Origin of the sequence: Gordonia sp. w5E2, from assembly GCF_036540975.1 — a bacterium.
In the GTDB taxonomy this organism is placed as follows: domain Bacteria; phylum Actinomycetota; class Actinomycetes; order Mycobacteriales; family Mycobacteriaceae; genus Gordonia; species Gordonia jacobaea.
Window position 1 is genome coordinate 1,661,522 of sequence record NZ_CP144213.1, and the last position, 12,451, is coordinate 1,673,972.

12 protein-coding genes are annotated in these 12,451 nt (G+C 68.1%); 7 read left to right on the top strand and 5 right to left on the bottom strand.

Features of this window, described 5'->3' with window-relative positions; genetic code table 11:
* Positions 1 to 31: 31 nt before the first annotated feature.
* From RND64_RS07600 to RND64_RS07615, 4 genes are read right to left on the bottom strand one after another with little or no spacing between them, the layout of a single operon-like run.
* Entirely contained in the window at positions 32 to 826 is a 795-nt protein-coding gene (locus tag RND64_RS07600) for an ABC transporter ATP-binding protein (protein ID WP_049699563.1), read from the bottom strand.
* Between the two features lie 60 nt (positions 827 to 886).
* Positions 887 to 1,540 (bottom strand): hypothetical protein, encoded by a 654-nt coding sequence (locus RND64_RS07605; RefSeq protein WP_049699794.1) that lies wholly within the window; start codon positions 1,538 to 1,540, stop codon positions 887 to 889.
* Between the two features lie 48 nt (positions 1,541 to 1,588).
* Positions 1,589 to 3,301 (bottom strand): phospho-sugar mutase, encoded by a 1,713-nt coding sequence (locus RND64_RS07610; RefSeq protein WP_152930093.1) that lies wholly within the window; start codon positions 3,299 to 3,301, stop codon positions 1,589 to 1,591.
* Positions 3,298 to 4,110, bottom strand: coding sequence for a purine-nucleoside phosphorylase (locus RND64_RS07615; protein ID WP_049699562.1), 813 nt, complete (start codon positions 4,108 to 4,110; stop codon positions 3,298 to 3,300). The genes RND64_RS07610 and RND64_RS07615 overlap by 4 nt, the downstream gene beginning before the upstream one ends.
* 58 nt (positions 4,111 to 4,168) lie before the next feature.
* Between RND64_RS07615 and RND64_RS07620 the strand changes: the two genes are divergently transcribed.
* Positions 4,169 to 4,882, top strand: a complete 714-nt coding sequence (locus tag RND64_RS07620) for an enoyl-CoA hydratase/isomerase family protein (protein ID WP_049699561.1) — start codon at positions 4,169 to 4,171, stop codon at positions 4,880 to 4,882.
* Complete coding sequence (locus tag RND64_RS07625; RefSeq protein WP_049699560.1) at positions 4,879 to 6,045, top strand: amidohydrolase; 1,167 nt, start codon at positions 4,879 to 4,881, stop codon at positions 6,043 to 6,045. Before RND64_RS07620 ends, RND64_RS07625 begins: the two co-directional genes overlap by 4 nt.
* Before the next feature lie 37 nt (positions 6,046 to 6,082).
* Here RND64_RS07625 and RND64_RS07630 read toward each other — a convergent pair whose 3' ends face one another.
* On the bottom strand, positions 6,083 to 6,565 hold the full coding sequence (locus tag RND64_RS07630; RefSeq protein WP_049699792.1) for a gamma-glutamylcyclotransferase: 483 nt from the start codon (positions 6,563 to 6,565) through the stop codon (positions 6,083 to 6,085).
* A gap of 166 nt (positions 6,566 to 6,731) precedes the next feature.
* On the opposite strand from RND64_RS07630, the gene RND64_RS07635 reads away from it, so the two are divergent.
* The 5 genes from RND64_RS07635 (at position 6,732) to RND64_RS07655 (ending at position 12,406) form a co-directional block, all read left to right on the top strand.
* On the top strand, positions 6,732 to 8,135 hold the full coding sequence (locus RND64_RS07635; protein WP_049699559.1) for an NAD(P)H-quinone dehydrogenase: 1,404 nt from the start codon (positions 6,732 to 6,734) through the stop codon (positions 8,133 to 8,135).
* A 119-nt stretch (positions 8,136 to 8,254) separates the two neighbouring features.
* Entirely contained in the window at positions 8,255 to 9,649 is a 1,395-nt protein-coding gene (locus RND64_RS07640; protein ID WP_049699558.1) for a hypothetical protein, read from the top strand.
* Positions 9,646 to 10,092, top strand: a complete 447-nt coding sequence (locus tag RND64_RS07645; protein WP_049699557.1) for a hypothetical protein — start codon at positions 9,646 to 9,648, stop codon at positions 10,090 to 10,092. Before RND64_RS07640 ends, RND64_RS07645 begins: the two co-directional genes overlap by 4 nt.
* 63 nt (positions 10,093 to 10,155) lie before the next feature.
* Positions 10,156 to 11,898, top strand: a complete 1,743-nt coding sequence (locus tag RND64_RS07650; protein WP_049699556.1) for a glycerol-3-phosphate dehydrogenase/oxidase — start codon at positions 10,156 to 10,158, stop codon at positions 11,896 to 11,898.
* 85 nt (positions 11,899 to 11,983) lie between these two features.
* Positions 11,984 to 12,406, top strand: a complete 423-nt coding sequence (locus RND64_RS07655) for a pyridoxamine 5'-phosphate oxidase family protein (RefSeq protein WP_049699555.1) — start codon at positions 11,984 to 11,986, stop codon at positions 12,404 to 12,406.
* Positions 12,407 to 12,451 lie beyond the last annotated feature (45 nt).

Consider the following 12,451-nt stretch of genomic DNA (forward strand, 5'->3'; position numbering starts at 1 on the left):
AGATTCGAAGCCGAGTTCACGCCAAGCCGCGCTACGCGGCGGTCGCCGACCAGCGGCCGTCGTGGCGTCGGACCGAGACCGGATGGTCGAAGCAGGCGCTGATCTGCTCCGAGGTCAGTGTCTGGGCAACCGGTCCCGACGCCGTCACCTCGCCGTCGCGGAGCAGCATCGCGTGCGTCGTCGAACTCGGCAGATCCTCGAGGTGATGGGTGACCAGCACGCTCGCAAGGCGGTCGACGTCTGAGCGCAGGCGGTCGATCGCCGACAACAGACGCTCGCGGGCGGCGAGGTCGAGGCCGGTTGCGGGCTCGTCGAGCAGCAACAGGGCGGGACGCGGCATGAGGGCACGCGCGATGAGCGTGCGACCGCGCTCGCCCTGGCTCATCACCGGCCATTCGGAGTCGCGTCGGGCACTCATGCCGAGCATGTCGAGCAGATCGTCGGCGTGGCGATGCTCGTCGTCGGTGTAGGCGTGGCGGCGGTCGAGTTCCGGGGTGTTGGTCAGACCGGTCAGCACGACGTCGTGCGCGGTGATCGGCACGTCGATGCGCCAGCGCGGATCGACGTGACCGATGTGAGTTCGCAGTTCGCGCATGTCGACCCGGCCGAGGCGACGACCGAGCACATCGACAGTTCCGGTGGTGGGGTGGCTGCGCGCGCCCAGGATTGCCATCAGCGTCGACTTGCCCGCCCCGTTCGGGCCCAACAGCGCCCAGTGCTCGCCCGGCGAGACCGACAGGCTCACGTCATGCAGTAGCTTTCGTCCGCCGCGGACGACGTCGACCGATGAGGCGTTCAGGACTGGCGCGTCGGTGGATGAGCTCACCCGTCAGTTGTAATCCAGCGACGCCGACGCCCCGTCACGGGGTACGGGCGAGAGCGCAGTTCAGGATGCGGTCCAGTACGCATTCATCGGCTCGGTGGCGATGGTCTCGCCGTTCTTCTCGATATCGAGTTGGCTCGGCCCCACGACGTAGGTCACGTTGCCGTTGGTGGCTCGGTAGGTGTCGCCGCTGCGAGTCGGGTAGCCGACTTCGACGGAGTTCCCCTCGGCGTATCCCTTGTAGTACCAGCGTCCGGCCTGCGAACCCACCTGGCAGATCACGATCTGCGAGCGATTGGTCGCAGCGATCACCATCGCCGGGTCGTCGGCCGCGTTGCACCGTGGACCCGCGGTGAATCCCTGCCAGTCGGTTCCAGAGATGTCGGGGGTGGCATGCGGGGTCGTAGGGCTGTCTGTGTCCTGAGTGCCGTTGTTCTGGGGATTCTTGTTCTGGATTTCGGGAGGGCGAGTGCCGTTCTGGGCGCCACCTGAGCCTGCCGTGGTGGTCGCGGGTCCGACGTTGCCCGGTGCCCCGGACGTCGGTGCAGGTGAACTCGACGCCGCCGCCGAGTTCGAGTCGTCGCCTTCGAGACGGGGGAGCAGGATCAACGCGGCCAGAACAACTCCGACGACGAGAAGGATTCCCGTCGCGATCGCGATGATCACCGCCGGAGACGACCACGGCGACCGCTGCGGGGGCTGCTGGGGGTAGGTCATGCGGAGCATTCCTTCCGTCGGTGACCCGTCACGGACCTCTGGTGTCGATCAGGTGCGGCCGTACTCGGCGAGTTCGGCCGCGACACGCAGCGTCAGGTCGTCGAGCAGATGAACAAGTGCGCGGGTATCTGCACCGTATGTCGTCGGCGCCGCCGATTGTGTTGCCGACACCACGAAATCGGGAGGTGTCGTCATTTCGATGTAGTACTTGAGTTTCGGCTCGGTGCCGGACGGGCGTGCCATCACCCGTACCGACATTCCGTCGCCCGCAACGCCGCGCAACGCGATCAGATTCGTGCGCAGACTGTCGCTGCGTCGGGCGTAGTCTTCCGCCGTCACCGCGATGTCGGCCAGTGTGCTCGGCGGCGCGGTGCGTAGCCGCTCCATCAGTGAAGCGATCACCGTGGTGTCGTCGACGCGCACCGAGTGTTGGCGCGTCACATGCACGCCGTGTGTCTCGTACAGCTCGAGGAGCAGGTGCGCCACACCGCGGCCGTCGCGGCGACAGCGGTCGGCCAATACGGCCAATGCCACCGCCGCGCTGATGCCGTCTTTGTCGCGCACCGCGTCGGGGTCGACACAGTGCCCTATCGCCTCCTCATAGGCGTATCGCAGTGGTTCTCCGGCGCGCACAAGCCATTTGAAGCCGGTCAGCGTCGTCACATGGTGGGCGCCCGCCCGCGTGGCGATCTTCTCCAGCAGACTGCTCGACACCAGCGTGCTCGCAACGACCGGGGGTTCTCCGTCGTGGCCTGCCGCACCGTCGGAGAGGATGAACGAGCCGAGCAGCGCGCCGGTCTCGTCGCCGGTGAGCATCCGCCAGGTGCCCTCGACGCGCGTGCCCACGGCGCACCGGTCGGCGTCGGGATCGAGCGCGATCGCAATGTCGGCGTCGACCTCTTCGGCGAGCGCGAGCAGCAGGTCACTCGCGCCTGCCTCCTCGGGGTTGGGGAAGTCGACGGTGGGGAAGTCGGGGTCGGGTTGGAACTGTTCGTCGACGACGTGGACGTCGGTGAATCCTGCACGCGCGAGGGCGTCGACGGCGATCGCACCGCCGACGCCGTGCATCGGAGTCAGTGCGATCCGCAACGAGGTGTCGGCGACGGTCGGGAAACGTTTGCCGATGCGCTCGAGGTAGCGGCCGACGATCTCGTCGGCACGCGGGTCGTGCACGACGGGTTGGCGGGGAATGTCGACGGCGTCGGGTGATGCCGCGATGAGCTCCTCGATCTCACCGTCGGCGGGCGGAACGATTTGTGCGCCCCCGGCGAGGTAGACCTTGTAGCCGTTGTCGCCGGGTGGATTGTGGGATGCCGTGATCTGGACCCCCGCGACGGCGTCGAGATGGCGGCACGCGAACGCCACCAGCGGCGTCGGGCCCGGCGCCGGAACGACGACGACGCGGAAGCCTGCCGCCGCGAGGACCTGTGCCGACGCCGCGGCGAACGGCTCGGAACCATGGCGGGCGTCACGACCGACCACGACTGAACCGCCACTGTGCCCGTGCTCGATCAGCCACGCGGCAAGGCCCGCCGTCGCTCGGGTGACGACCGCGACGTTCATGCCGTTGGGGCCCGCGCGCACCGGGCCGCGCAGTCCCGCGGTACCGAACCGCAAGGGTGCGGCGAAACGCTCGGCGAGATCGGTGCCGGCGACGGCGGTCAGTTCGGCCCGGGTTGCGGGATCCGGATCGGCGGCGATCCATGCGGCGACCCGCTCGTCCGCGACGCCGTCGCTCACTTCCTCGGGTCCGCCACTCACGTTGTGCCGAGTTCTTCGATGATCGCGGCGAGCAGCGTGCCCATTCGTGCCGCAGACGCCCGCCCCACCTCGAGTACCTCGGTGTGGCTGAGCGGTTCTCCGGTGATCCCGGCCGCGAGATTGGTGACCAGCGAGATCCCGAGAACCTCCATCGCCGCGGCCCGTGCGGCGATCGTCTCGTGGACCGTCGACATACCGACCAGGTCGGCGCCGATGGTGCGAAGCATGCGGATCTCCGCCGGGGTCTCGTAGTGGGGCCCGGGTAGACCGGCGTACACGCCCTCGGCAAGCGACGGCTCGATACCGCGGGCGACGCCGCGCAGCCGCGGCGAGTAGGCGTCGACCAGATCGACGAACTGCGCACCGACAAGCGGCGAGCGCGCGGTGAGGTTGAGGTGGTCGCTGATGAGGACCGGTTGGCCGACGGACATGTCGTCGCGCAGGCCGCCCGCCGCGTTGGTCAGCACGATCGTGCGCGCACCGGCCGCCGCTGCGGTGCGCACCGGGTGTACGACGCGGGCGAGGTCGTGACCCTCGTAGGCGTGAATCCTGCCCAGCATCAACAAGACTCGACAGTTCCCGATCCGCACCGAATGAATGACGCCGCCGTGTCCCGCTGCCGTCGGCGGCAGGAAGCCGGGAATGTGCGCCATCGGCACCGACGCGATCGGTGCGCCGAATGCCTCCGCCGCCGGAGCCCAGCCGGAGCCGAGGACGACCGCGACGTCGTGCGTTGAGGCATCGGTTTCGGCTGCGATGGTCGCGGCCGCGGAGATGGCCGCGGCGTCGGCGTCGACGGTGGGATCCATGGGCATCACACTAGGGGCATCCTGCGTGCCGCGTGTGACCAGGCGATAAGGTCAACCCATGCCGTATCTGTCTGACGCAGCGCAGTCCGAGAATCCCGATATCGCCTACCTGTACCTCGGGTCGCCGGGTGTCGAACTCGACGAGAACAATCCCGAGAACCGGTTCAGCCCTGCGTGGCTCGACGCGATCGAAGGTCTGCTCGACGAGATCGCGGCGGGTCCGGCCAAGGCACTGGTGATCACGTCAACAGGCAAGTTCTTCACCAACGGACTCGACACCGACTTCGTCTTCGCCAACGCGTCGGAGCTGCCCGCCTACCTCGACCGGGTGCATGCGCTCTACGCGAAGGTTCTGACGCTTCCGCAGTCGACGGTCGCAGCGATCAACGGTCACGCCTTCGGCGCCGGCGCGATGCTCGCGCTATGCGCCGACTACGCGGTCATGCGGACCGAACGTGGCTTCTGGTCGCTCCCCGAGGCCGCACTGAACATGCCGTTCCCGCGCGGGATGGCCGGCCTGCTCACCACACGACTGCCCGATCGCACTGCCACAGAGGCCATGCTGACCAGCCGCCGCTACGGTGCGGCCGACGCCGTGGCAGCGGGCATCGTCGACGACGCCGTGTCGGCGGACGACCTGCTGACGCGGGCAGGTGAGGTGGCCGCTGAGCGCACGGCGGTCGCCGGGCCCAATCTTGCCAACGTCAAGCGAGCACTGCGGCAGCACCTTCTCGCCGATCTCGTCGCCCCGACGCCTGCCGCGCTGCTATGAGCGACGGCGCGTCGATCATCGACGACTGGTGGGCGGCTCACCGCGCCGACGTCGTCGGTTGGCGGCGTGCCATCCACCAGCAGCCCGAGTTGTCGCGGCAAGAGGTCAAGACCACCGAGATGGTCATGGCCCTTCTCGGAGAAGTGGGCCTGAACCCCACGCGTCTTCCGCTGGGAACCGGGGTGGTCTGCGATCTCGGCCCCACGACGGGTCAGCGCATCGCGCTCCGTGCCGACATGGACGCGCTGCCCATCACCGAGCACACCGGATTGCCGTTCTCCTCCACAGTTGAGGGTGTCTCGCACTCGTGCGGCCACGATGCGCACACCGCGATCCTGATCGGGGTGGCCCGGCTGCTCGCGGCCGTCCCGTCGCTACCGGTCGGTGTGCGACTGATCTTCCAGCCCGCCGAGGAGGTCATGCCCGGCGGTGCGCTCGACGCCGTCGCCGCCGGAGTGACCGAGGGCGTGAGTCGGATCTTCGCGCTGCACTGCGATCCCCGACTTCCCGTCGGCTCCGTCGGCCTCCGTGCAGGCGCACTGACATCTGCAGCGGATCACATTGAGCTGCAGATACATTCGCCCGGTGGGCACACGTCGCGCCCGCACCTCACCGGCGACATCGTGTACGCGATGGGCACGGTGATCACCGGACTTCCCGGTGTGCTGTCGCGCAGGGTCGACCCACGCTCGGGCACGGTGATGGCGTGGGGTGCGGCGCATGCGGGCAACGCGCCCAACGCGATTCCGCAGGAGGGCATGCTTCGAGGCACCGTCCGCACCGGAGACCACGGCACGTGGGGTGAGTTGGAACCGTTGGTGCGCAGCGTCGTCGGGCAACTACTCGGCCCGCTCGGAGTGTCGTACGACCTGTCCTACTTTCGCGGAGTGCCGCCGGTTGTCAACGACGAGACCGCGATCGCGATGTTGGCGACCTCGGTATCGGCACTCGGGCCCCAGGCCATCGCGGATACCCCGCAATCGCCTGGCGGAGAAGACTTTTCGTGGTATCTCGAGCACGTGCCGGGCGCGATGGGCAGGCTCGGCGTGTGGGATGGGATGGGGCCGCAGATGGACCTGCACCAACCCAACTTCGACCTCGACGAGCGCGCGCTCGAGGTCGGCGTGCGCACCCTCGCGGGCGTCGTGCTCGACATCGCCTGAGTCGACGCCTACCGAAGTGATGCCCCGCCGGGGCCTCTCAGGAATCGATCGGGCCGGGTCCCGGTCCGACGTTGCGCGCCTCGCGCAACCTGATGTCCTGTACGTAATCGGCTGGGGCCCCTGCGCTTTCGGCCGCGTCGGCCATCACGCCGAGGTAGCGTGCCGACGGGAGTCCGCCTTCGAAGGCGTCCATCACGTAGAGCCACGCGAGCACGGGTCCGTCGGCGGTGTCGACACGGGCGCGGATCTTGCGGTGGATGCCGAGTTCTGAGCCCTCCCAACGGTCGAGGGTTGCCTCGTCCTCGTCGGGGACGTCGTAGAGGACGACGAAGACCTGGGCCTCGGGGTCGTCGCGGTCCTCGGTGACTGTCGCGAGCGAACCCTCCCAGCCGATGTCGGCGCCGGCAAAGGTGAGTCGCCAACCGCGCAGCCAGCCGGTCCCCGACATCGGGGAGTGCGGTGCGCGCTCGGTCATCTGGTCCGGACTCATGTTGGACCCGTACGCGGCATATATCGGCACGTCGGGAAACTCTAGATGGTCGCGGCCCGTCACGAAAGCGGACGGTGAGCGACGCGACTCGCCCCGTGACGGCGTGGACGCCCGGGTGGGACTAGGTTGGAGGTGTTGAGCGGCGCCTGTATGTGCCGTGCCCGATGGCCCCTCTCGCCGAACAGGAGTGTGCTCTGTGACCAGGATCGTGATCATCGGCGGTGGCCCCGCCGGATACGAGGCCGCGCTGGTCGCGGCAGCGTACGGCGCCGACGTGACCGTGATCGACTCCGACGGCATCGGCGGCGCGTGTGTGCTGTGGGACTGCGTGCCGTCGAAGACCTTCATTGCCTCGACCGGCATCCGAACCGAGGTTCGACGGGCCATCGACCTGGGCATCAACCTGCGTACCGACGACGCGCTGGTCACCTTGCCGCAGATTCACCAGCGCGTCCGCGACCTCGCGTTCGCGCAGTCAGCCGATATCCGCGACCGGCTGCTCAGCGAGGGCGTGACGCTCGTGTCCGGCTACGCCTCACTGGAGGAGACGCACCCGGGGATCGCGTCGCATCGTGTCGTCGCGACGCTGCAGGATGGCACCACGGAGCACTACGACGGTGACGTCGTGCTGATCGCGACGGGCGCGTCGCCGCGGGTACTTCCCGACGCCAAACCGGATGGCGACCGCATCCTGACGTGGCGCCAGCTCTACGACCTCGAGAAGCTGCCGGAGCATCTCGTCGTCGTCGGCTCGGGTGTGACCGGTGCCGAGTTCGTGCACGCCTACACCGAACTCGGCGTGAAGGTGACGCTCGTCTCCAGCCGCGATCGCGTGCTGCCGGGCGAGGACGAAGACGCAGCGCTGGTCCTCGAGGATGCGCTGGCCGAGCGCGGCGTCGAATTGGTCAAACATGCGCGTGCCGACAAGGTGGAACGCACCGGCGATTCCGTGACCGTGTACCTCGCCGACGGCCGCACGGTGACCGGCTCGCACGTGCTGATGACCGTCGGTTCGGTCCCCAACACGAAGGACATCGGCCTCGATCGGGCGGGAGTCGCGACCGACAAGGGCGGCTACATCACCGTCGACCGGGTGTCGCGCACCTCTGTGCCGGGTATCTACGCGGCGGGCGACTGCACCGGATTGTTCCCGCTCGCCTCCGTCGCCGCCATGCAGGGGCGCATCGCGATGTACCACTCGCTCGGCGAGGGCGTGAGCCCGATCAAGCTGAAAACCGTTGCCTCCGCGATCTTCACGCGTCCGGAGATCGCCACCGTCGGCGTCTCGCAGCAGGCGATCGACGTCGGCGAGTACCCCGCGCGCACCGTGATGCTGCCGCTCTCCACCAACCCGCGCGCCAAGATGAGTGGTCTGCGGAGAGGTTTCGTCAAGATCTTCTGCCGCCCCGCGACCGGTGTCGTGATCGGCGGTGTGGTGGTCGCACCGACGGCGTCGGAGTTGATCCTTCCCATCGCGTTGGCCGTGCAGAACAAGCTGACCGTCGGCGATCTCGCCCAGACCCTGTCGGTCTATCCCTCGCTGTCGGGTTCGATCACCGAGGCCGCTCGGCAGCTCGTGCGGCACGACGACCTCGACTGAGTCGCTCGCCGCGGTCCGGAGTTAGTGCACAGGCGCGAGGATCCCCGGTCGGACGCGTCGATGTCGCGGTACTCTTCGACTTCGGCGAGATCGAGCGACTACTGACGGGGGAGGTCCGCGTGCCGGGTCAGTCTTTCTCGCATTCCCCTGATGCGTCGGCGGAGGTCAGTGCCACCGGCTCTCGGAACGCGTACCTGCTCACGCCCGGGGGTTCTCACGCGACGAGCGACGGGCGTACCCCGTGGGCGTCGATGAGTGTTTCCGAGATCCTCGCGAAGATCGAGAGCATCACCGACAGCTCAGCCAGTGGTGATGCGAAAGCGATTCAAGCCGCGCTCGACGCCGTGAGCAAGGTTGTGGAGAGTCTGACGAGCGCCTTCGGAGACGACACGATGCTCGGGCGTGCCGCCGAGGGCAGTAGCGCGGCGGGTGCGGGCGTCGGCAACGTCATCACCACGGCAGCCGAGTCCGTGCGGCCGGCGATCGACGCGCTCGCGCAAGCCCGCAGCGTTCTCGCCAACACCTCGCAGCAGGCCGGTGCCGTCAGGCATGCGGCCGCGCAGATCCGCGCGCATCCCGAGGACGCGTCGACGTTGCGCGCGCAGGTCGTATCGCTGATGGAGAGCGTGTACACAAACCCGATGATCAGCGTCCAGACGTGGCTCCCGGAACTTCCCGCCGCATCGTCGGATCAGATCACCGGCAGCGACTCGGGTCAGGGTGTGGCCGCGGGTACGGGCGTGGATTCGGGGCGCGGGCAGTCGGGCAACATCGCTGATTCCGACCTGAATGGCTCTGCCGGACCGGGGGCGGGTGGCGGCGCGACGACCTCGTCACCGACACCGTCGACTGCGTCACCCGGTGCTGGTCGTGCCGGCGCCGGCGGACCCTCGAGCGCCGCGGGCACGTCGGCCGCAGGCGCGGGCGACGCCGATGCCGACCGGCTGACTCGGGGCGGCCTCGGCAACGCCGACTCCTCGGCGAACACCACGGCGTCCTCACCGGCGAACGGGGTCGGCGCACGCGGTGCGGCAGACTCCGGACGATCGGACTCCCTCGGCGCAGGTCGTGGCGGATCGTCGGGTCTCGGCGCGGGTCAGGGCATTGGCGCCGGTTCGGGAAGTGCGCTTGCACCCTCCCTCGGCGCGTCGCGACCGCCGGGGTTGGGCGCCGCGCCGTCGACGCCCGCAACTTCGGCGACTCCGAGCGCGGGACCCGCGATGCGGACCGGTCCCACCTCCGCGATGCCGCCGGGGTCGGCCGGCGGTGCGCGTGACCGCGGCGACAACAAACACCAGTCGGCCCGCTACCTCAACACGCGTGAGCACGGCGAGGAGATCGTCGGAGACCTCCCGCTCGTCGGTCCTGCGGTGATCGGCGACTGGACGCCACAGTCGATGCCGCCGCTCGATCCCGCTGCCGATACCACTGCTGCCGAACCGAAGGTCGATGCACAGCGATCCGACGCGCGCTCGGGCGCCGAGTCCTCTCGTGAGCGGGGCGGGGGCCGATGACCCCGAACTCCGCGCCCGGTCGGATCGACAGGCTGTCGGCGGACGTCCGAGGTCTCGCCGACCGCATTGCCGACGACGTCGTCGACGATGCCCTTGCCCGGCTGGCTGTCGTCGTTGTCGATGTCACCGACATCGGTGGGGTCGAATCGGTACTCGACGCGATGACCCAGTGGCAGGCCACTCGTCGGGTGTCGATGGACACCCGCAAGCGACTCGACGCCGCGTTGATGCAGCGCGATATCGACGGTCTCGCCGCACACCGTGTCGGTGACGTGTTCACGCAACGTGTTCATTTTCGTGCCGCCCGCGGATTGACCTGTCTGGCAATAGTTTTCGACCCGGACATTGCCGCTCGACGTCGAATACGTGAAGCGGTGTACGAGGCGTCGGTGGCACTGGGCGGCAGCGCGGGTGTCGTCGGCGTGCTGGTCGAGTTCACCTGATCGGGTGCCCACGCGCCGGATCAATGACGGGTGAACCCTCGGGGTGTCGATTAGTCTCGGCTCATGGAGACGGAGTTCAATCCGGACCGACCTGCCGACCTCGGGCCGCTCTACCGCGAGCAGGCGTGGCGTCGGTTGGGTACCGAACAGTTCGACATCGTCGTCATCGGCGGTGGTGTCGTCGGAGTCGGAGCCGCTCTCGACGCCGCGACGCGGGGCCTGCGGGTCGCGCTCGTCGAGGCGCGTGACATTGCCTCGGGTACGTCGAGTCGGTCGTCGAAGATGTTTCACGGCGGACTGCGCTATCTCGAACAACTCGAGTTCGGATTGGTGCGCGAGGCGCTCCACGAGCGTGAACTCTCACTCAGCCTCTTGGCCCCACACCTGGTCAAGCCGTTGCCGTTCCTCTACCCGCTCACGCATCGCGTCTGGGAACGCCCGTACGTCGCCGCGGGAATCTTCCTCTACGACACGATGGGCGGTGCCAAATCGGTACCGGGCCAAAAGCACGTCACCCGGTCGGGCGCGCTCCGCGTGGCTCCCGCGTTGAAGCGCGATTCGTTGATCGGCGGCATTCGCTACTACGACACCGTCGTCGACGACGCCCGGCACAGTCTCACCGTCGCGCGCACGGCCGCCAACTACGGTGCGGTGATCCGCACCTCGACTCAGGTGGTCGGATTTCTGCGCGACGCCGACCGCATCATGGGCGTGCGCGTCCGCGATACCGAGAACGGTGAGACAGCAGAGGTCAAAGCGCACTGCGTGATCAACGCGGCAGGCGTGTGGACCGACGAGGTGCGCGCACTGTCCAAGCAACGTGGGCGGTTCAAGGTGCGGGCGTCCAAGGGCGTACACATCGTGGTGCCGCGCGATCGGATCGTGAGCGAGACGGCGATCATCCTGCGCACCGCGTCGTCGGTGCTGTTTGTGATCCCGTGGGAGACGCACTGGATCATCGGGACGACCGACACCGACTGGCACCTCGACCTCGCACACCCCGCTGCGACCCGCGCCGATATCGACTACCTGCTCGAACGCGTCAACGAGGTGCTGGTGACGCCACTGCGTCACGACGACATCGAAGGCGTCTACGCCGGCCTGCGTCCACTTCTCGCGGGCGAGGACGAGGCGACGTCGAAGCTCTCCCGCGAGCACGCGGTGGCCGAGGTCGCACCGGGACTCATCTCGATCGCCGGGGGCAAGTACACGACGTATCGCGTGATGGCCGCCGACGCCGTCGATGCCTGCGTCGACTTCATCCCGACACGCGTTGCGCCGTCGATCACCGAGCGTGTCCCGCTCATCGGTGCGGACGGCTACTTCGCGCTGATCAACCAGTGCGAGTCGCTCGGCGAGAAGTACGGGCTGCATCCCTACCGCGTCCGCCGACTGCTCAACCGGTACGGATCGCTGATCGACGACGTGCTGTTCTACGCGGCGGATGATCCGTCGCTGTTGCGTCCACTCGAGGCCGCGCCGCAGTATCTGCGCGTCGAGATCGTGTACGCGGCCGTCGACGAGGCGGCGTTGCACCTCGAGGACATCCTGGCGCGCAGAACCAGGATCTCCATCGAGTACGCACATCGCGGTGTGGACTGCGCCCAGGAGGTCGCCGAGCTCGTCGCGCCGGTTCTCGGCTGGAGTCCCGAGAAGGTCGCTTTCGAGGTCGAGACCTACCAGGCGCGGGTCGCCGCGGAGATCGCCTCACAACAGCAACCCGACGACGAGTCGGCCGACGCACTACGCGCCGCCGCACCGGAGTCGCGGGTGGACATCCTCGAACCCGTGCCGGTTCCGGACTGACCGCGCATTTTCCTTTCAGGACCAAATGCCCTTCGCTCGGTAACCTCGGCGGCGTGACAATGAAAATATGAGCAGAGGAGACGCCATGGTGCACAATCCCATTCACGAGCTTCCCGTCGACGAGGCATGGGCGCTGCTCGCCAGCTCCGACGTCGGAAGGATCGCGTTGAGCGTCGGGGGACAGCCCGACATCTTTCCCATCAACTACTTCGCCGGAGACGGCCGCGTGTTGATGCGAACAGCGGAGGGCACCAAGCTCGCCGAACTCGCCGTCAACGGCAAGGTGGCCTTCGAGGCCGATGCCTACAACGACGACGGTGGGTGGAGCGTCGTGGTCAAGGGGTCGGCGCGGATCCTGACCACCCTCGCCGAGATCGCCAAGGCCGACGAGGCCCCGCTGCGGCCATTGATCCCGACGCTGAAGTACAACTACATCGAGATCGTCCCGGACGAGGTCAGCGCCCGCCGCTTCGAGTTCGGCCCGGAGCCGGAGCGGTATCCGGTCTGAGCGTCGTCGCCACATCGGCTCGGACGTCGTAGTCGCCTGTCCGAC

Excerpts from the sequence above, each read along its gene's own strand:
- RND64_RS07605 (WP_049699794.1), bottom strand. The coding sequence starts at position 1,540 with ATGACCTACCCCCAGCAGCCCCCGCAGCGGTCGCCGTGGTCGTCTCCG.
- RND64_RS07615 (WP_049699562.1), bottom strand. The coding sequence starts at position 4,110 with ATGGATCCCACCGTCGACGCCGACGCCGCGGCCATCTCCGCGGCCGCG.
- RND64_RS07620 (WP_049699561.1), top strand. The coding sequence starts at position 4,169 with ATGCCGTATCTGTCTGACGCAGCGCAGTCCGAGAATCCCGATATCGCC.
- RND64_RS07625 (WP_049699560.1), top strand. The coding sequence starts at position 4,879 with ATGAGCGACGGCGCGTCGATCATCGACGACTGGTGGGCGGCTCACCGC.
- RND64_RS07645 (WP_049699557.1), top strand. The coding sequence starts at position 9,646 with ATGACCCCGAACTCCGCGCCCGGTCGGATCGACAGGCTGTCGGCGGAC.
- RND64_RS07650 (WP_049699556.1), top strand. The coding sequence starts at position 10,156 with ATGGAGACGGAGTTCAATCCGGACCGACCTGCCGACCTCGGGCCGCTC.
- RND64_RS07655 (WP_049699555.1), top strand. The coding sequence starts at position 11,984 with ATGGTGCACAATCCCATTCACGAGCTTCCCGTCGACGAGGCATGGGCG.